General features: G+C 68.2%; 20 protein-coding genes. 5 read left to right on the top strand and 15 right to left on the bottom strand.

What is annotated here, in order from left to right; all coding sequences use genetic code 11:
• Positions 1-2: 2 nt before the first annotated feature.
• Together ACWRN3_RS12940 and ACWRN3_RS12935 are read left to right on the top strand one after the other, a co-directional pair.
• On the top strand, positions 3-1433 hold the full coding sequence (locus ACWRN3_RS12940; RefSeq protein ID WP_476740860.1) for an amidohydrolase family protein: 1431 nt from the start codon (positions 3-5) through the stop codon (positions 1431-1433).
• Positions 1434-1441: 8 nt separating this feature from the next.
• Positions 1442-2167 (top strand): maleate cis-trans isomerase family protein, encoded by a 726-nt coding sequence (locus tag ACWRN3_RS12935; RefSeq protein ID WP_476740859.1) that lies wholly within the window; start codon positions 1442-1444, stop codon positions 2165-2167.
• Positions 2168-2204: 37 nt separating this feature from the next.
• Here the strand turns inward: ACWRN3_RS12935 and ACWRN3_RS12930 are convergent, their stop codons facing one another.
• The 5 genes from ACWRN3_RS12930 to ACWRN3_RS12910 form a co-directional block, all read right to left on the bottom strand.
• A complete protein-coding gene (locus ACWRN3_RS12930) occupies positions 2205-3125 on the bottom strand; it encodes a diacylglycerol/lipid kinase family protein (protein ID WP_255173723.1) in 921 nt (306 codons plus the stop codon).
• 83 nt (positions 3126-3208) lie between these two features.
• Positions 3209-4582: an NAD(P)(+) transhydrogenase (Re/Si-specific) subunit beta gene (locus ACWRN3_RS12925; RefSeq protein WP_255173724.1), complete on the bottom strand. Its 1374-nt coding sequence runs from the start codon at positions 4580-4582 to the stop codon at positions 3209-3211.
• Complete coding sequence (locus tag ACWRN3_RS12920) at positions 4579-4899, bottom strand: NAD(P) transhydrogenase subunit alpha part 2 (RefSeq protein ID WP_255173725.1); 321 nt, start codon at positions 4897-4899, stop codon at positions 4579-4581. The genes ACWRN3_RS12925 and ACWRN3_RS12920 overlap by 4 nt, the downstream gene beginning before the upstream one ends.
• A complete protein-coding gene (locus tag ACWRN3_RS12915; protein ID WP_476740858.1) occupies positions 4899-6077 on the bottom strand; it encodes a Re/Si-specific NAD(P)(+) transhydrogenase subunit alpha in 1179 nt (392 codons plus the stop codon). The genes ACWRN3_RS12920 and ACWRN3_RS12915 overlap by 1 nt, the downstream gene beginning before the upstream one ends.
• Positions 6078-6252: 175 nt before the next feature.
• On the bottom strand, positions 6253-6909 hold the full coding sequence (locus tag ACWRN3_RS12910) for a GntR family transcriptional regulator (RefSeq protein ID WP_476740857.1): 657 nt from the start codon (positions 6907-6909) through the stop codon (positions 6253-6255).
• Between the two features lie 193 nt (positions 6910-7102).
• On the opposite strand from ACWRN3_RS12910, the gene ACWRN3_RS12905 reads away from it, so the two are divergent.
• On the top strand, positions 7103-8128 hold the full coding sequence (locus ACWRN3_RS12905) for an amidohydrolase family protein (protein WP_476740856.1): 1026 nt from the start codon (positions 7103-7105) through the stop codon (positions 8126-8128).
• A gap of 22 nt (positions 8129-8150) precedes the next feature.
• On the top strand, positions 8151-8834 hold the full coding sequence (gene ligK / locus ACWRN3_RS12900; protein ID WP_476740908.1) for a 4-carboxy-4-hydroxy-2-oxoadipate aldolase/oxaloacetate decarboxylase: 684 nt from the start codon (positions 8151-8153) through the stop codon (positions 8832-8834).
• 28 nt (positions 8835-8862) lie between these two features.
• On the opposite strand, the gene ACWRN3_RS12895 is transcribed toward ligK, so the two are convergent.
• Both ACWRN3_RS12895 and ACWRN3_RS12890 read right to left on the bottom strand, forming a co-directional pair.
• Positions 8863-9642 (bottom strand): IclR family transcriptional regulator domain-containing protein, encoded by a 780-nt coding sequence (locus ACWRN3_RS12895; protein ID WP_476740855.1) that lies wholly within the window; start codon positions 9640-9642, stop codon positions 8863-8865.
• A gap of 87 nt (positions 9643-9729) precedes the next feature.
• Positions 9730-10569 carry a shikimate dehydrogenase family protein gene (locus ACWRN3_RS12890; protein WP_476740854.1) on the bottom strand — a complete coding sequence of 280 codons (840 nt, stop codon included), beginning with the start codon at positions 10567-10569 and terminating at the stop codon, positions 9730-9732.
• Between the two features lie 135 nt (positions 10570-10704).
• Between ACWRN3_RS12890 and ACWRN3_RS12885 the strand changes: the two genes are divergently transcribed.
• Positions 10705-12042 carry an MFS transporter gene (locus tag ACWRN3_RS12885; protein ID WP_476740853.1) on the top strand — a complete coding sequence of 446 codons (1338 nt, stop codon included), beginning with the start codon at positions 10705-10707 and terminating at the stop codon, positions 12040-12042.
• An 86-nt stretch (positions 12043-12128) separates the two neighbouring features.
• On the opposite strand, the gene ACWRN3_RS12880 is transcribed toward ACWRN3_RS12885, so the two are convergent.
• From ACWRN3_RS12880 to pcaG, 8 genes are read right to left on the bottom strand one after another with little or no spacing between them, the layout of a single operon-like run.
• The gene (locus ACWRN3_RS12880; RefSeq protein ID WP_255173732.1) at positions 12129-12941 is read right to left on the bottom strand and encodes an IclR family transcriptional regulator domain-containing protein; all 813 of its coding nucleotides are present in this window, start codon (positions 12939-12941) and stop codon (positions 12129-12131) included.
• A 35-nt stretch (positions 12942-12976) separates the two neighbouring features.
• Entirely contained in the window at positions 12977-13663 is a 687-nt protein-coding gene (locus tag ACWRN3_RS12875) for a 3-oxoacid CoA-transferase subunit B (RefSeq protein ID WP_255173733.1), read from the bottom strand.
• Position 13664: 1 nt separating this feature from the next.
• The gene (locus tag ACWRN3_RS12870) at positions 13665-14354 is read right to left on the bottom strand and encodes a 3-oxoacid CoA-transferase subunit A (protein WP_255173734.1); all 690 of its coding nucleotides are present in this window, start codon (positions 14352-14354) and stop codon (positions 13665-13667) included.
• Positions 14354-15553, bottom strand: a complete 1200-nt coding sequence (locus ACWRN3_RS12865) for a thiolase family protein (protein ID WP_476740852.1) — start codon at positions 15551-15553, stop codon at positions 14354-14356. Before ACWRN3_RS12865 ends, ACWRN3_RS12870 begins: the two co-directional genes overlap by 1 nt.
• The gene (gene pcaC, locus ACWRN3_RS12860; RefSeq protein WP_324643543.1) at positions 15550-15990 is read right to left on the bottom strand and encodes a 4-carboxymuconolactone decarboxylase; all 441 of its coding nucleotides are present in this window, start codon (positions 15988-15990) and stop codon (positions 15550-15552) included. The genes ACWRN3_RS12865 and pcaC overlap by 4 nt, the downstream gene beginning before the upstream one ends.
• Positions 15987-16805, bottom strand: coding sequence for an alpha/beta fold hydrolase (locus ACWRN3_RS12855; protein ID WP_255173737.1), 819 nt, complete (start codon positions 16803-16805; stop codon positions 15987-15989). The genes pcaC and ACWRN3_RS12855 overlap by 4 nt, the downstream gene beginning before the upstream one ends.
• Complete coding sequence (locus tag ACWRN3_RS12850) at positions 16798-18276, bottom strand: lyase family protein (protein ID WP_324643544.1); 1479 nt, start codon at positions 18274-18276, stop codon at positions 16798-16800. The genes ACWRN3_RS12855 and ACWRN3_RS12850 overlap by 8 nt, the downstream gene beginning before the upstream one ends.
• Positions 18273-18830 carry a protocatechuate 3,4-dioxygenase subunit alpha gene (gene pcaG, locus ACWRN3_RS12845; protein WP_324643545.1) on the bottom strand — a complete coding sequence of 186 codons (558 nt, stop codon included), beginning with the start codon at positions 18828-18830 and terminating at the stop codon, positions 18273-18275. The genes ACWRN3_RS12850 and pcaG overlap by 4 nt, the downstream gene beginning before the upstream one ends.
• Positions 18831-18834: the final 4 nt, after the last annotated feature.

The following is an 18834-nucleotide window of genomic DNA, read 5'->3' as shown; positions in this document are numbered from 1 at the left end:
CGATGTCCCACCAGCCAGACCTCGTCATAGCCAACGCCACCGTCGTCAACAGCACGGGCCGGCAGGAAGCCCACATTGTGGTGCACGAAGGAAAGATTGCCGCCCTCGTGGACGCCGCCCAACCCGCCCCGGCGGCCGGCCGCACCATCGACGCCACGGGCAAGCTCGTGATCCCCGGCGGCGTGGACGGACACTGCCACGTCGCGCAGGTGACCGGCCGCTTCCGCACCCTCGACGACTACCGCACCACCTCCACCGCAGCCCTGTGGGGCGGCACCACCACCATCATCGACTTCGGCATCCCCCGCGATGCCCAGGAAACCGCGCTCGCCGCCGTCCTGCATAAGAAGGAACTCGCCACCCAGTCACGCTGCGACGTGGCCCTGCACGGCGCCGTGGTCAGCTGGGATGAGACCGTGCCGTGGCAGCTGGAGCAGTTGGCCGCCGAGGGCGTGCGTTCGGTGAAGATGTACACCACCAACCGCGGCACCACCATGGCCGACGGCGACACCATCCTGAAGGTGATGCGCGAAATGGTGCGGCTGGACGGCCTGGCCTACATCCATGCCGAGCACGATCCCATCATCGCCGACTGCACCGAACAGCACGCCCAGGACGGCCGGATCGGCATCGAACACCTGCACCGGACCCGGCCCGAACTGGCCGAGGAGATCTCGGTCAAGGAAACCCTGGCGATGGCCGAATACACCGGCGCACCGGTCTATTTCGTCCACCAGTCCACGCCCGGCGCCGTCGACCTGGTATCGCAGGCACGGGAACGCGGGCTTGAGGCGTACTCCGAGACCTGCCCGCACTACGTCACACTGGACGACACCGTCTACGCCTCCACCTTCCCCGAGTGGTTCGCCTGCTGCCCGCCCATGCGCAGCGCGGAAACCGTGGCCGCCCTCAAGGAGCGGCTGGCGTCCGGCGCCATCCACACCATGTCCTCCGACCACTCCTGCTACGACCTGTCACAGAAGCGCGAGCGCACCGATGACGTGCGCGCCATGCCGCACGGACTGCCCGGCGTGGAAACCCGGATGCCCGTCACGTTCAGCGCGATGACCTCCGCAGGCGCCACCGTTGAGCAGTTCGTCAGCGCGTTCGCTGCGGAGCCCGCGCGGATCAACGCCGTCCCCGGCAAAGGCCGCATCGCCGAGGGGTTCGACGCCGACCTGGTGGTCTTCGATCCAGCCGAGGAACGCACGGTCAACGGCGCCGCCCTGCACATGGGAACCGACTTTTCACCCTTCGACGGGAAGGCACTCACGGGCTGGCCCGCCGTCGTGGTTTCCAACGGGCGCGTGGTCCTGGACGCCGGCGGCTTCCACGACCCGGGTGCGGTGGGCCGCTTCATCAACCGCAACGGCTTCCGGCAGCACCAGTCCCCTGCCGCCGAAGCCTCCCACCTGCCTGCCGCCGTCCTCTAGGAGCCCCCATGCCAGCAACCACACGCCCCCGCAGGATCGGCATGATCGTGCCCTCCTCCAACACCTGCCTGGAACCCCAGACCTACCGCATCCTGGGCAGCCGCACCGACGTCACGGTGCACTTCACCAGGATCCCGGTCACCCGCATCGCCCTGGACGATTCCTCCAACCGGCAGTTCGACCCCGCCGGCATGGCGGAGGCGGCCACGCTGCTGGCGACGGCGGATGTGGACGTGATCGCCTGGAACGGCACCTCGGGTTCCTGGCTGGGGTCAGCGCACGACCAGGAACTGGCCGGCGGGATCACGGCCGCCACCGGGATCCCGGCCACCACCTCAACGCTGGCCTACCTTGAGGCCTTCCGGGCCTTCGGCACCGGGCGGATCGGCCTCTTCACGCCCTATACCGAGGATGTGAACCACCAGGTCATCGCATCCTACGAGCGGGAAGGCATCAAGACCGTGGATCACCGGGCGCTGGGCCTGAGTGACAACGAGTCCTTTGCCCGGGTCACCGACGACGAGATGCGTCCCGGCTCCCTGGAACTCGCCGCCGCGGCTCCCGACGCGCTGGTGTACCTGTGCACCAACCTGTACGGGGCCAACATCACCGCGGAGATCGAGCACGCCACCGGGGTCCCGGTGCTGGATTCAGTGGCAGTGACGCTCTGGCACGCCCTGAAACTGGCAGGCGCGCCGCTGCTGGACGCGCGCTGGGGCAGGCTGCTGGTGTAGCGGACCTGCCCCGGAAAATCCCTGCACCCGCAGGCCGTTACATGCGCAGGGTGAGGGCGCCGGGCTCCATGGTCATGAGCACGTGCTTGCCCTCGCCCTCGTGGTCGCCGTCCAGCTGGTAGTCGTCCTTGTGCTCCAGCGTGATCTCAACGGTCTTGCCCTGGAAGTACTCCACTGCGGTGTCTTTGCCCCGGCCCTTGCCGATCATGCCGGCCACCACGGAGAGCCACCCCAGCTTTCCGTGGTGGGGGGCCAGGACGGCGATGTCCAGCAGTCCGTCGTCCATCTTGGCGTCAGGGAAGATTTCCAGGCCGCCCTGGACTTTGCCGCAGTTGCCCACCATCACGCTGCGGACACCGCGGTGGACCACTGATTTCCCGTCGATCACCACCGTGGCCTTGACGGGTTTGCCGGGCAGGTTCCTGATCCCGGCGTCCACGTAGGCCAGCCAGCCCACCTTGTCCTTCAGGTCCTCATTGGTGTCCGCCATGATGGTGGCGTCGTAGCCCATGCCGGCCATGACCAGGAACAGCTGTTCCTTGTCCGGGTCGCTGCGGCGGGCGCGGACCACGTCGATCTTCCGTTCGGTACCGATCAGGGCCCCGGCCATGGCGCCGTCGTAGTCGGTGACGTCCATGCCCAGGTTGCGGGCCAGCAGGTTGCCGGTTCCCAGGGGCAGCAGGCCCATGGGGGTGTCACCGCCTGCCAGGACCTCGGCGACGCAGCGGACAGTACCGTCGCCGCCGGCGGCGATGACGATGTCCGCGCCCTGCGCCAGAGCCTCCTTGGCCTGGCCCACCCCGGGGTCCTCCTTGGTGGTTTCCAGCCAGATGGCTTCGCCCCAGCCGTTTTCCACGCAGTGCTTGGCCACCAGGCCGCGCACGTCGATGTCCACCGGCTTGGCGGGATTGACGATGATGGCGGCACGTTTGGGCGAAGTGGAGCTGGTCTCAGTCATGGCGTCCTCTAATGGCGGATGGAAAGCAGGCTTCTGAAAGAAGGGTATCCCGCCGCGGGGGCGGTCCGGCGCAGCGCGGCGGCCTACAGCGCCTTGACTGCACCCAGCACCTGGGCCAGGGAGTCCTTGGCGTCACCAAACAGCAGGGAGGTCTGGGGTTCGTACAGCAGCTCGTTCTCAATGCCGGCGAAGCCCGGGCGCATGGAGCGCTTCAGGAAAACCACCTGCCGCGCCTGGGCCACTTCCAGAATGGGCATGCCGTAAATCGGGGACCCGGAGGACGTCTTGGCGGCCGGATTCACCACGTCGTTGGCGCCTACCACCAGGGCCACATCGGTGGTCTTGAACTCCGGGTTGATCTCGCCCATCTCCTTGAGCGACTCGTACGGCACGTTGGCTTCCGCCAGGAGCACGTTCATGTGGCCGGGCATCCGGCCGGCCACGGGGTGGATGGCGAAGTCCACCTCGATGCCCCGGGCTTCCAGTGCCTGGGCCAGTTCGGCGGCAGTGTGCTGGCCCTGTGCCACCGCCAGCCCGTAGCCGGGGACGATGATCACCCGCTGGGCGTACCCCAGCAGGACTGCCACGTCCTCCGGTGAGGACGAGCGGACCGGACGCCCGCTCACGGCCGTGGACCCCGCCGTCGAACCTCCCCGGAAAGCCCCGAACAGGATGCCCGCCACGCTGCGGCCCATGGCAGCCGCCATGGCACGGGTGAGGATGGTGCCGGAGGCTCCCACCAGGGTGCCGGCGACCACCAGCAGGACGTTGCCCAGCACCAGGCCGGATGCCGCGACGGCCAGGCCGGTGAAGGCGTTCAGCAGCGAGATGACGATGGGCACGTCGGCGCCGCCCACGGGCAGCACCAGCAGCACGCCGGCGGCCAGGCCCAGGACCAGCAACAGCGCCGCAAGGGGCAGCGAAGCGGTGAGGACCACGGCGACGCCGGCGGCGAGTGCGGCCAGGAGGACCACAGCCATCACCACGGGAAGGCCCGGAAAGACGACAGGCCGGGTGGTCATCAGTTCCTGCAGCTTGGCGAACGTGACGCCTGATCCTGCGAAGGACACAGCACCCACCAGGAGCGTGAAGACGATCGCCACCCGCACCCAGGGGTCTTCCGCATGGCCCAGCTCCAGGAGCGCCACGAGGGCTGCCGCGCCGCCGCCAACCCCGTTGAAGAGCGCCACCAGCTGTGGCATCTGCGTCATCTTCACCCGCCGGGCCACGGGCGCCGCCACCGCGGAACCCACGGCGATGGCGGCCAGGATCCAGGGAATGTTCTCCAGCCGGGCGGACAGGAAGACAGTGACGACGGCGATCAGCGCACCGAGTGCGCCCACCAGGTTTCCGCGGCGGGCCGTCCGCGGGGAACTGAGTCCGCGCAGGGCCAGGATGAAGCAGACCGCAGCGGCGAGGTAGAGCAGGGAGGTCCAGACGGGGTCGAGGAGGCTCATTTGCTGCCTGCCTTGGGTTGGGCGTCTGCCCTAAGGGCGTCCTTTTTGCCGTGGAACATGTGCAGCATCCGGTCTGTCACCACGAACCCGCCCACCAGGTTGGCCGTGGCAAGGACGACGGCGAGCAGCGCCACCGCGAGCACCCAGGGGTCCGTTGCCTGCCCTGCGACAATGATGGCCCCCACCAGGATGATCCCGTGGATGGCGTTGGCGCCGGACATCAGGGGCGTGTGCAGGGTGCTGGAGACTTTGGAGACCACCTCGAAACCGACGAATACCGCCAGCACGGTGATGGTCAGCAGCGCGATCCCGTCCATCAGCGCGTTCCTTCCTGCCCGGCCGCAGCCGTGGCTGTCCGTGCCGCCAGGAGGTCCGCGGTGGGCTGGTGCCGCACTTCCCCGGCATGGGTAAGGCACGCACCGGCCACCACTTCGTCATCGAAATCCAGCGTGAGGTTCCCGTCGTGGACCAGCAGGGCCAACAGGTTGGCCACGTTCTTGGCGTACAGGCGTGAAGCATCCGACGCCATGGCGGAAGCAGGGTCCTTTAGCCCCACCAAGGTGATGTGGCCCGTTCCGTCGGCGGTGGGGATGGGGATGTCCCGTCCGGGCACGGAGCCCTCCACGTTGCCGCCGGACTCGGCGGCGAGGTCGACGACGACCGATCCCGGGCGCATGCCCTGCACCATCTCCCGGGTCACCAGGAGGGGCGCCGGACGCCCGGGGACGGCCGCCGTGGTAATCAGGACGTCCGACTGCGCCACGTGGGGTGCCAGCAGCTGCCGCTGCCGCGTGCCGGCGTCGGAACTCAGCTGCCGGGCGTAGCCGCCGGCGGCTTCAGCGGTTTCGAGGTCCAGCCGGATGAAGGTGCCGCCCATCGAGGCGACCTCGTCGGCTGAGGCGGGGCGGATGTCGTTGGCGAAAACCCGTGCCCCGAGCCGCTTGGCGGTGCCGATGGCCTGCAGCCCTGCCACGCCGGCACCGAGCACCAGGACACGGGCCGGCGGGACGGTTCCCGCCGCGGTCATGTACAGCGGGAAGAACCGGGGAAGCCTGATGGCTGCCTCCAGGACGCACCGGTAGCCGGCCACCAGGGCCTGGGAGGTCAGGGCGTCCATGGACTGGGCGCGCGAGATGCGGGGCACCAGTTCCAGGGCGAAGGAAGTCACTCCGTTGTCCGCGAGCGCCTGCACCGCGGGCAGTTCGGACGACGGCGACGCGAGGCCCACCGTCACGGCTCCCCGCGGCAGGGACGCGGCAGTGTGCGGGTCAAGGGGCCGGACGTGGGCCAGGACGTCCAGGGCCGTAGTGTCCAGTACAGGGACGATGGTGGCTCCGGCCTGCTGGTAGGCGGGATCGGCATGCCCCGCGCCGTCCCCTGCCCCGGTTTCCACCAGGACGTCCAGCCCCATCCCCGCCAGCTGCCTGACAGTATCCGGAGTGGCGGCGACACGCCGCTCGCCCTCCCTGCGTTCCCGCGGAATCCCCAGTTTCACCCGCCGACTCCTCTTCCTGACGAGCTGTGCAGCGGCTCTGCTGCACGCAGTTGGGTTGAGTCTAGAGCGCAGCGGCCCGCGGCGGGAGTAGTCGGCGGGGAGGTTGTGGGTAACGATTCGCCTGTCAGCGCGCGTCCTCCCGCGGCTGGGCGTCACGTGTGGCCCGGCGGCCGGCCTACTTGTTGCTGGCGCGGATGGCGTCCGCCACGCTTTCGAGGTGGACGCGCATGGCCTCGGCGGCGGCATCGGCGTCATGGGCGCAGACGGCATCGATGACGGCGAGGTGCTGCGGGAGCGAGACGGCCGGGCGGCCCGGCTGGCGCGCCAGGCGGAACTGGAAGCGGACCGCCTGTCCGCGCAGGCGCTGGATGGTTGCTGCGGCGGTCTTTTGGGCACTCATGGCAATGATCTTTTCGTGCATCGCCTGGTTGCCTTCCGAGTAGGACTCGCGGTCTCCGCGGTCCACGGCGCCCTTCATCCGGGCTGCCAGCTCCTGCAATTCGGCGAGGTCGCTGTCCGTGGCCCGTTCGGCGGCCTTGCGGGCACAAAGGGCTTCCAGGGCCGCGCGCACCTCAGTGATTTCAACGGCCTCGTCCACAGAGACGGCGCGCACCCTGGCACCCCGGTTCTGGACGCGTTCCACGAGGCCTTCAACGCTCAGCTCCGAGAGCGCCACCCTGATGTTTCCACGGCTCGCTCCATACTCGGCGGCGAGGTCGCCTTCCACCAGGCGCTGGTTGGGGACCAGTTCGCCGCTGACAATGGCGGTGCGCAGCAGCTCCGCGAGTTCGGCGGCGGTGAGGGTCCGGCCCGTTCCGTCCACGGTCTCCACAGCCCACCATCTCCCTGTTCAGCCGGTTGCCAATTTTGCTGACAATTTTCCGGATTCAGCGTACTCCAGACTCGGCTGCCTGGACCCCGTGCTAACCATTGATTGTTAGCTATATTGCTGACAACATTTGCTTGTGCGGTTATCGAGTTAGAACGGCGTCGTTCTGCAGGCGCCCCTGCCAGGAGCATGCGCGATGATTATTGACATCCACGGCCACTACACCACGGCGCCCGCCGCCCTTGGGGAGTGGCGTGAGCGCCAGGTGGCAGCGCTGCAGGATCCTTCGCCGCCGCCATCCCGTGCGGATTTGAAGATCTCCGACGACGACCTGCGGGAGAGCATCGAGGCGAACCAGCTGCGGCTCATGGATGAGCGCGGCATCGACCTCACCCTCTTCTCACCCCGGGCATCCTTCATGGCCCACCACATCGGGTCCTTTGAAACCTCCTCCGAATGGGCGGCCGTCTGCAACGAACTCTGCTACCGGGTCAGCCTGCTCTATCCGGAGCGGTTCGTCCCGGCCGCGATGCTCCCGCAGTCACCCGGCGTGGACCCGGCTACCTGCCTCCCGGAACTCACCCGATGCGTAGAGGACTACGGGGCCGTGGCCCTGAACCTGAATCCGGACCCGTCCGGCGGCCATTGGACTGCCCCGCCGTTGACGGACCGGTACTGGTACCCGATCTACGAAAAAATGGTGGAGTACGGCATCCCTGCCATGGTCCATGTCAGCACCAGCATCAATCCCGCCTTCCACACCACCGGCGCGCACTACCTCAATGCCGACACCACAGCGTTCATGCAGCTCATCCAGGGCGACCTGTTCGCAGACTTCCCCACCCTGAAGCTCGTCATCCCCCACGGCGGCGGCGCAGTGCCGTACCACTGGGGACGCTTCCGGGGCCTCGCCATGGCACTGGGAAAGCCAACGCTGGAAGAACACCTGCTGCAGAACGTCTTTTTCGACACCTGCGTCTACCACCAGCCCGGAATCGACCTGCTGCTGGAAGTCATCCCGACGCAGAACATTCTCTTCGCCTCTGAAATGATCGGCGCGGTGCGGGACATCGACCCGTGGACCGGCCACCACTTCGACGACACGGCACGCTACATCGACGACGCCGGCCTTGACGAGGCCGAACTCGGTGCCATCCAGGAGCACAACGCACGCAACGTTTATCCACGCCTTGACGCCCTGCTCACACAACAGGGCCGGTGACATGCCTTCGGAAGGAACAATGATGCAGGAACTCGGCGTGGTCCACACCAATATCACCCGCGCCGGGGAAGACGCCGTCAAGGCCCTCTCCGCGTTCGGCGTCAGCACTGTGCATGAGGCCATGGGCCGCCTGGGGCTCATGCGTCCCTATATCCGCCCCGTCTACCCCGGTGCCGCCCTGTGCGGTACCGCTGTCACCGTCCTGCTCCAGCCCGGCGACAACTGGATGCTCCATGTCGCAGCCGAACAGCTCCGGCCCGGAGACGTGGTGGTGGCAGGGTGCACCACGGAATGCGAGGACGGCTTCTTCGGCGAATTGCTGGCCACGTCACTCCGAGCACAGGGCGCTGCCGGCCTGGTCATCGACGGTGGCTGCCGCGACGTCGCAGCTCTCCAGGCCATGGACTTCCCCGTTTTCAGCCGGGCCATCAATTCCAAAGGCACCGTGAAAGCAACGCTCGGATCCGTGAACGTCCCGGTGGTCTGTGCCAACGCGCTGGTCACCCCGGGGGACGTGGTGATTGCCGACGTCGACGGCGTCGTGGTGGTGCCTGCCGCCCGTGCCGCCGAGGTAGCGGCAGCCGCCATGAAACGCGAAAAGAACGAAGAAGCCAAGCGCGGGCGCTTCGCAGCAGGAGAGCTGGGCCTGGACATCTACAACATGCGCGGACTGCTTGAAGCGGCGGGGCTGCGGTACGTGGACTAACTGCTGCGTGGACCAGGAGCTGCGAGGGCTAAACGGCGCGGACGGCAGGACCGCCGTAATCGAGTGCAATGCGCCGCGCAGCCTCGGTCAACTGCGGCAGGACCGTTGCCTCGATGTCCCGGGCCGCTGCCCGGTGTGTCTGCAGGGACACATTGGCAGCAGCAACGACCTCGTTTCCGCGGCGGACCGGGACGGCCACACCGCGCAGGCCCTCCTCAAGTTCCTGGGAGACCATGGACCAGCCCCTGGCCCGCGCCGCTTCCACCTCTGCCCTGAGGTCCTCCACGCTGCCGATTGAGCGGTCGGTAAAACGGCGCAGCTGGACCGACCGGAGGTACTCCTCCAGCTGTGGACCAGGCAGCCCGGCAAGCAGGACCCGGCCCATGGAGGTTGCCCACGCCGGGAAGCGCGTGCCGACGGTGATGGAAACGCTGAGCAGCCCCGGAGACGGCACGCAGGCCACGTAGACCACATCGCCGCCGTCGAGGACGCACAGGGCTGTTGTTTCATTGAGCTCCGCAGCCAGGTCCCTGAGATGGGGCTCGGCAACCCTGGGCAAGGTCAGGCCCGCAAGGTAGGAACGGCCGACGTCCAGGGACCGCGCCGTGAGTTCGAAGGCCGGCCCCTCGACGCGGATGTACCCAAGGTCCGCCAGGGTCAGCAGGAAGCGGCGGGCGGAGGCACGGGTCATGTCCGTCCGGGCAGCAACCTGCGACACGGTCAGCCGGGGCTGGTCCGGAGTGAAAGCGAGCAGGACGTCGAATGCCTTCTCAACCGACTTCACGAAGTAGGCTGCCTGCTCCTCCATTGACGTTGCTGTTCCTCTCTGAACGGTTGGCACACCTGCGCCGGCCTGCGGTGCCTGTTCGATCTTATCGTTCGGCGCGTCCGCCTTTCAGTGCTTTTCCCGGAGGGCTCCCAGGGTTTGCCGCAGCAACTCGCAGGCCCGGCCGCCCAGGCCAAGAAGGGGCACCATGGCCACGGCTTGCTCACGAAGGTGGTCCCACCCATCGATGCACCGGACTCCCAACTCCATGGCCCGCTCCACGCTGGCAGTGGCGTGGCCGGCGTAGACGTAGTCGTAGAGCACAGCATCGGGGGCCAGCGGGGCGCCGCCCCAGACCGGACCGTCGGTGGCCTTTTTCCCGACGGGTGTCGCATTGACAATCAGGGATGCCCCGGGCGCCAGGTCCTGCGCCTCCTGCCAGGTGACGGCCTGCGCCTCGATGCCGAAGCCGTTGGCCAGGTCCAGCAACTCCTCCGACGCATGGGGATCGCGGTCCGCAATGGACACTCTTCCCAGGTTGTCCTTGAGCGCGATCAAGGCTGCCCGGGCTGCTCCCCCGGCGCCCAGCAACACCGCGTGCCGCTGGTACCGGCCCTCCAGCAGGACGCCCACGGCGGTAACGTCCGTGTTGTGCCCTGCCAGGCGGCGGCCCTGCTGTACCAACAGGTTGCAGGCACCGCTGAGCAGGACGGGCCCGGTGGCTTCATCAGCAGTTTCCGCGGCCCAGTGCTTGTGCGGCATGGTCACGTTTGCCGCCACGATGTCCGGTTCCATGAGCCTGCGCCGGACGGCGCCAAGATCGGCGTCCGGTGCCACATCCCAAGCCTCATATGTCCACCCGCTGCCGAGTTCCTGCAGAACCGGATTCCACAGGCCGGGGGACATGGCCTGTGAGGCGGCGGAGCCGATCAGGACCAGCCGGGATGCCTGCCCGCGTGGTTCGGCCATGATGCACCTTTCCTCTTGCCGTTGTGATTGGCGTCACCGACTAGTATCCTCTTTCTAGGCGCATTCCGCACACCTGTTCGCATTGCGTACAAATAACGACAGATCCCCACCTTCAGCGTGGAAGGGAACCCCACCATGACCCACATCGCAGCAGGAGCCCAGGCGCAGTCAACGCCTGAAGCACAACGCCAGCTCAAGCGCGCCCGGAAAGCCGCGCTGGCTGCCTTCCTTGGCGGCGCCCTGGAGTACTACGACTTCTTCATCTACGCCACCGCCGCGTCGCTGGTGTTCTCGAAGATCTTCTTCCCGGCCGGCGATCCCACGGTGGCCCTCATCGCCTCCTTCGCCACATTCGGCGTCGCCTACGTCGCACGGCCCTTCGGAGCCGTGGTGTTCGGACACCTCGGTGACAAGATCGGGCGCAAGAACACCCTGGTGCTCACCCTGGTGCTCATGGGCAGTGCCACGTTCCTGATCGGCGCCCTGCCCGACTTCAACGCAGCCGGCTACTGGGCCCCGGCACTGCTGGTGGTGCTGCGCCTGATGCAGGGCCTGTCCGCCGGAGCGGAAACCGCAGGCGCTTCCGCACTGTCCACGGAGGAAGCGCCCGAAGGCCGCCGCGGTTACTTCGCCAGCTTCGCCATGAGCGGCATTTCCGCCGGCATCGTGCTGGCATCCCTGGCCTTCCTGCCCGTGGCCGCCATGAGCGAGGCGGACCGCCTCGCCTGGGGCTGGCGGATCCCGTTCTGGCTCTCCCTGGTGGTCCTGATCGTCGCCTACCTGGTCCGCCGCTCGCTGGAGGAGCCGGAGGTCTTTGAGGAAAAGCATGACCACGGGGAACTGGTGAAGCTCCCCTTCGCCAAGATGTTCCAGACGCACCCGGCGCAGTTCTTCCAGGTGGCGCTGATGTCCTTCGAGACCGTCACCAACACGTTCATGCAATCCTTCGGCCTGGCCTATGCGGTCTCGGTGGGTGTCCCCGCGTCCACCATGCTCTGGGTCAGCATCCTGGGCAACGTCCTGGCGATCGCCAGCCAACCGCTGATGGCACGATGGTCCGACAGCTTTGGCCGGCGTCCCATCTTCATCGGCGGTGTGCTCGGTTCCGGGGCCATGATCTTTGTCTACTTCTGGGTGATCTCCACCGGAAACATCCCCATGATCTTCCTGACCAGCACGCTGATCACCGCCGGCACCTATGCCATGTCCAACGCCATCTACCCGGCCTGGTTCTCCGAGCTCTTCAACGTCAAGGTCCGGTACTCCGGCATGGCGATCGGACTCCAGGTCGGCATCCTGTGCGCCGGCTTCACCCCGCTGCTCGGCACCGCCCTGGTGGGTGCGGACAAGGCAAACTGGGGACCGGCAGCCTGGATCGTGGCAGGTTCCTCAGTCCTGGCGGTGGCAGGCGCCTGGTGGGCGCGCGAAACTGCAAAGACCCCGCTCCGGGAGCTGGGCAACCACGTAAAGTAGCGGCCTTCGCGGCCATCCGGAAAAACTGAAGAGGACGACGGCGGGAAGCACCCGCCGTCGTCCTCTTCAATAAGCTCCGGGTAAGGTCAGCCGCGGGCAGTGAGGTCCGCGGAGATGAGCTTGGCCGTGGCCACGATCTCCTGCGCCACGGACGCCAGGTACGCCTGCGGGTCCGGCTTCGCCTCCACGGACTGGGCCTGCAGCGACACGTTTACTGCCGCCACCACCTTGGCCCCGTCATAGACCGGGGCGGCCACGGACATGAGGCCAAGCTCCAGCTCCTGGTCCAGCAGGCACCAGCCCTGCGCCCGGACGGTTTCCAGGACCTTCAGCAGCTCCGGGACGGTGCCCAGGGCGCGGGGGGTGAGCGGTTTGACGTCGGTGGCCGCCAGGCAGGCCTTGAGGTCCGCCGGCGGCAGGTAGGCAAGCAGCACCCGGCCCATCGACGTCGCATAGGCCGGGAACCGGGTGCCCACCGTTATGCCGACGGTCATGATCCGGCGGCTGGTCACCCGCGCGATGTAGGCGATATCCGTGCCGTCCAGCACGGCCGCGGACGTGGATTCCCCCAGTTTGAGGGACAGCTCCTCCAGGTGCGGCTGCGCCAGCTGCGGCAGCGACAGCCCCGAAAGGTAGGCGTATCCCAGCTGGAGGACCTTGGCCGTGAGCGCGAATGTCTTGCCGTCGGTCCGCACGTAGCCGAGCTCCACCAGGGTGTGCAGGAAACGGCGGGCCGTAGCCCGTGTGAGGTTGGTGCGCGAGGCCACCTCGGTGAGCGTCATGACCGGACGCTCGGCGTCGAAGGCGCGGATCACCGCCAGGCCCCGGGCCAGCGACTGGACGTACTGGTCGCTGGCCTGCGGGGCGGCCTGGGTATCTGTGCCTGCGGCGTCAATCATGGTTACCAATCCTAGGTGCGGTGACGGGCGCAGGCTTATGCGGCGGCGGGCGTGGCCTTCAGCGGGACGGGCACCAGGTCCTGGAGTTCCTCGAGGGTACAGCCGAAGGTCTCACGGACGGTGACGCCGTCCGGGCCGATGAGGAAGACGGCCTTGTCCGTGTAGACGCGGGTGACGCAGCCGACGCCGGTGACCGGGTAGGTGCAGGCGTCCACGATCTTCGAGGCGCCCTCGCGGGTCAGGAGGGTCATCATCACGAAGACGTCCTTGGCGCCGGTGGCCAGGTCCATGGCGCCGCCGACGGCGGGAATCGCACCGGGTGCCCCGGTGTGCCAGTTGGCGAGGTCACCGGTGGCGGAGACCTGGAAGGCGCCCAGGACGCAGATGTCCAGGTGCCCGCCGCGCATGATGGCGAACGAGTCCGCGTGGTGGAAGTAGGACGCACCCGGGAGTTCGGTGACGGGGATCTTGCCGGCGTTGATGAGGTCCTCGTCGATCTCCTCGCCCTTGGCTTCCGGGCCCATGCCCAGCATCCCGTTCTCCGTGTGGAGGGTGATGTTCTGTTCCTCAGTGAGGTAGTTGGACACCAGGGTGGGCTGGCCGATGCCAAGGTTCACGAAGGACCCGGGTGCGATGTCCCTGGCCACCAGCCGGGCCAGGTCGTCGCGGCCCAGCGGCGTCGCCGAGGTCTGGAGGGACTTTTCGTTGGACTGCACGCTCATGTCAGGCCGCCTTTTCTGCTGTGCTGCCGCTGCCGGCAACTTTGACGATGCTGTTGACGTAGATGCCCGGGGTGACCACGTTCTCCGGGTCCAGCCCGCCGGTCGGCACGATGTCGGACACCTGGACGATGGTCTGCTTCGCGGCCGCTGCCATGATGGGGCCAAAGTTCCGGGCGGTCTTGCGGTAGACCAGGTTGCCCTTGCCGTCCGCCTTGAGGGCCTTGATCAGGGCGACGTCGGCGTGGATCGGGGTTTCGAAGACCTGCCATTTGCCGTCCAGGAAGCGGGTTTCCTTGCCCTCGGCGAGCATGGTGCCGTAGCCGGTGGGGGTGAAGAACCCGCCGATGCCGGCCCCTGCGGCGCGGATGCGTTCGGCGAGGTTGCCCTGCGGCACCAGCTCGAGCTCGATCTCGCCGGCCTTGTACTTGGCGTCGAAGTGCCAGGAATCGGACTGCCGCGGGAACGAGCAGATCATTTTCTTCACCCGGCCCTCCTTGATCAGCAGGGCCAGGCCCTGGTCGCCCTGGCCGGCGTTGTTGTTCACCACGGTCAGGCCGGTGGCGCCGCATTCCAGCAGCGCGTCGATCAGTTCGAAGGGCTGGCCGGCGTTGCCGAACCCGCCGATCATCACGGTGGAGCCGTCCTTGATGCCGGCAACGGCGTCCTGGACCGAATCTACGAAGTTCAGCATTACTGGTCCTTTCCAGCGGTGACGTTTTCGAGCACGACGGCCAGGCCCTGGCCCACGCCGATGCAGATGGCAGCGACGCCCCAGCGTTCGCCGGAGGCCTGCAGGGACCGGGCCAGGGTGCCCAGGATCCGGGTCCCGGAAGCACCCAGGGGGTGTCCCATGGCGATGGCGCCGCCGCGCCGGTTCACGATTGAGTGGTCAATACCCCAGGCGTTGATGCAGGCCAGGGACTGCGCGGCGAAGGCTTCGTTAAGTTCGACGGCGCCCACCTGGTCCCAGCCGATACCCGCCTTTTCGAGGGCTTTGTTCGCGGCCTCGACGGGGGCGTAGCCGAAGTACTGCGGATCGTTGGCGTGCGCGCCACGCCCGGCGATGCGGGCCAGCGGGTCCAGCCCCAGCAGCCCGGCGGCCGCCTCGGAGCCCACCCATGCCGCGGAGGCGCCGTCGGACAATGGTGACGCGTTGCCCGCGGTGACCGTGCCGTTCTCTGCCCGGAACACGGTCTTGAGCCCGCCGAGCTTCTCCGCCGAAGAACCCGCCCGGATGCCTTCATCGCGGACCAGGTCCGTTCCCGGCACGGGGGCGACGAGGTTGTCGTAGAAGCCCTCGTCCCAGGCGGCGGCGGACAGGTTGTGCGAGGCGGCGGCGAACTCGTCCTGCGCCTCCCGGGTCACGCCGTACTTTTCGCGGAGGCGCTCGGTGGCCTCGCCCAGGGAGATGGTCCACTCCTTGGGCATGGCCTTGTTCACCAGGCGCCAGCCCAGCGTGGTGGACGCCAGGGTCATGTCCCCGGCCGGATACGGCTTCTCCGTCTTGGGCAGCACCCAGGGCGCGCGGGACATCGACTCGGCGCCACCGACGAGCATCAGGTCCGCGTCGCCGGCGTTGATCTGTCGGGAGGCGATGATCGCGGCATCCAGCGAGGAACCGCAGAGCCGGTTGACCGTGGTGCCCGGGAGGGAGACCGGGAGCCCGGCCAGCAGGGTGCCCATCCGGGCGATGTTGCGGTTCTCCTCACCGGCACCGTTGGCGTTGCCGAACACCACCTCATCGATCCGCTCGACATCGAGCCCCGGCGCCCGCTTCACGGACTCCTTGATCACGTGCGCGGCAAGGTCGTCCGGACGGACGGCGGCGAGGCCGGAGCCGAACTTGCCGAAGGGGGTGCGCACGGCGTCGTACACAAAAGCCTGGTTCATCGGGTGGTGTCCATTTCTCGAAAGACCTGCTGGGCGGTCTTGAAGGCGGTGTTGGCGGAGGGGACTCCGCAGTAGATGGCTGTCTGCAGCAGGATTTCCTTGATCTCGTCCCTGCTAAGGCCGTTCCGGAGGGCGGCGCGGATGTGCATGGCCAACTCCTCCCAGTGGCCGTGCGCCACCATGGCGGTGATGGTGACCGCGGAGCGCATCTGGCGGGTCAGGCCGGGCCGGGTCCAGATTCCGCCCCAGGCGATGCGGGTGATCATGTCCTGGAAGTCGTCGGTGAATTCATCTTTGTTGGCGTTGGCCCGGTCCACGTGCGCGTCGCCCAGCACCTCGCGCCGGACCGCCATGCCGCCGTCGTAGATTTCCTGGCTGGTGGCGCCGGGCTGGACCACGCCGTGGCGTTGCGCTCCGTGGTGTTCAGCGCCGCTCACTTGGCGGCCTGCCGTGATTCGGCCCAGGTGGCCAGGCTGCGCATCAGGTCCGCAACGTGTGCCGGAGCTTCGGCTGGTGCCAGGTGCGAGATCCCCTCCACGGTCACCGCCGTCGCGGTGCCGCCGCCGGCGGTGATGCCCGCTGCCACTTCCTCGGCCATGGCGGGCGTGGCCACGCCGTCCAGGGACCCAGCAATGACCTGGGTGGGGACGGTGATGCTACCCAGCTCTTCCCGGACGTCGAAGGCGGCCAGCGCTTCGCAACAGAAGGCGTAGCTGAAGCGGTCGGCGTCGCGCAGGGCGTGCAGCAGCCGGCTGCTGAAATCGGGTTCCCGGTCCATGAAGCCCGGTGCGAACCAGCGCTCCGCGGACCCCTGGATCATGACGGGTGTGCCCTGGGTGCGGACGGTTTCGGCGCGCTCCAGCCAGGCTTCGGGGGTGCCGATCTTGGCGCCGCTGTTCTGCACGGAGAGGCTTTTCAGCCGTTCCCCGTGCTTGATGCCCAGCTGCAGGCCGACGGCGCCGCCCAGGGAGACCCCTGCGCAGTGGAAGTTTTCACCGGGGGCGATGGAGTCCACCAGGTCCACGACGGCGTCAGCGAGCGCGGCGACGTCGAACGCTTCGATGGCGGCGGGTGAGACGCCGTGTCCGGGAAGGTCCCAGGCCACCACGTCGTAATCGTTGCCGAGCAGGGACGCCACCCTGTTCCACAGGATCGACGAGGTGCCCAGGGAGGGCCCCACCACCATCAGGGGGTGGTCGCCCAGGGGACGTTGCGGGGACAGCAGTGCTGCCTTCAAAGCCGGCTTAGCCACGGTAAGCTCCATTCGCGTCGGTGGTAGGGGAAGTGAATTCGGGAAAGGCGGCCAGGACGCGGCGGGTAATCTCCGCCGATTGGCCCAGGTAGCTGGCGGGGTCCAGGAGCTCCTCCAGCCGGGCGTCAGGGACGACGGCGGCGGGGAAGGCGTCGCGGAACAGCTTGCGGTAGGTAGCGGCCTGTTCCGGAGGGGGCGCCTGCAGCGTCTGGTCCACCACGTCCTGCAGCTGCTGCTTGCCGCTGCGGCCGTCCTTCTCCTCGAGGAGGGGGGCAACCGCGGCGCTGACGCCCTCAGCCAGCAGCAGCGGGCCGGACAGGTCAAGGTTGCGGCGCATGGCGTCCGGGAACACCTGCAGCCCCCCGGCGAGTTCGCGGATGTGGCCCGCGGCGCCGAGGGCCAGGGCCAGCAGCTGGCGCAGGGCCGGCCATTCGGTGTGCCAGGCGCCGTCCGGGCGTTCGTCGTTGAAGTTGGCGGCAGCCACATGCAGCTGGGCGGCCAGCTGTGGTGCCTGGAGCGCGGCGCTGCGGACCAGGACGGACAGCACCGGGTTCTGTTTCTGCGGCATGGCGGATGACACGCCCCGCCCGGCGGCCCGCGGTTCGGCGAGCTCCGCCACCTCGGGCCGGCTCAGGAACAGGACGTCCGCGGCGATCTTGCCGAAGGCGTCCAGCGCGGACGCCAGCGCATGCCCCAGGGATGTGATGGCCAGGCGGTTGGTGTGCCAGGGAGCTGCGGCCGGGGCCAGGCCCAGCTGGGCCGCCAGGGCGTCGGCCAGGGTGAACGGCGTGGCTTGGGAGCCATCCGTCAGCACCGTTCCGGCAGCGAGTGTTCCCGCCGCCCCGCCGAACTGGACCGGGAACTCGAGGGTTTCCAGTTGCCGCCCCGCGGCGGCCACGCCCTGGAACCACTGCGCGGCCCGCAGCCCGAAGGTGTAAGGCAGGGAATGCTGTGTCAGGCTCCTGCCCACGCACAGCGTGTCCGCATGCTCCCCGGCAAGGTGCGCGAGCGCCGTCGTAGTGCCTTTCAAGTCCGCCAGCACCGCGTGGACGGTGTTGCGGGCCAGCAGCATTAGGGCAGTGTCCAGCACGTCCTGGCTGGTCAGGGAGGTGTGCACGGCCTTCGCGGCACCAACTCCGGCGGTATCCAGCGCCGCCACGTTCTTCCGGAGGTCCGCCAGCAGCGGGATCACCGGGTTGCCGCCGCCCTGGGCGCGCAGCGCGATACCGGCCAGGTCGTAGCGCCCCGCCTCGGTGGCGGAGGCGACGACGGCGGCCGAACCGGCGGGTGCCAGCCCGGCCCGTTGCAGGACGGCGGCCCAGCCGGCTTCGACGGCAAGGATGGCCGCCAGCACTGCCCGGTCCCCCGTCAGCGCCGCCACCAACGGCGACGCTGAGACGGGGGTGAGCAGGCCGGCGTCGGCCTCTTCCGCGAAGGCGCGCAAGTCTCCCAAAGCGGCGGCGTGGGTCACTGGAAGTCCAGGAAGACCGTCTCGCCCTCACCCTGGAGACGGATGTCCCAGGTGAGGCCGCCGTCGGGGTCGCGGCGGGCGATGAGCGTCTCGCGGCGCTCCGGCTCCAGCGAGGCCAGCAGCGGGTCATTGGCCAGTGCCTCGGTGTCCTCCGGCAGGTAGATGCGGGTGAACAGCCGGTTGGTCAGGCCGCGGGCGAAAAGCGCCACCGAAATGAACGGTGCCGCGCCCGGCTTGGTGGGGCCGGGGTTGACGGTGGTGAAGGTGAAGACGCCGGAGTTGCCCACGGCGCCGCGGCCCCAGCCGGTGAAGGTGTAGCCGTCGCGGACCAGGGAACCGGTGCGCTGGACAACCTTGCCGTCCGCGTCCGGCTGCCAGATCTCCAGGATGGCGTCCGGGATGGTGTGGCCGGCGCCGTCATAGACGGTGCCCTGCAGGCGGATGGAGCCCGGGAAGCCTGGGGGCAGGAGTTCGTTGTCCTTCTCGAACGGGAGCGCGTAGCCGTAGAACGGGCCCACGGTCTGGCCGGGGGTGGGTACCAGTTTGGTGCTCATCTTT

The sequence above is a fragment of the Pseudarthrobacter sp. rb genome, from assembly GCF_056389225.1.
This window is presented reverse-complemented; position numbering and strand designations above follow the sequence as displayed.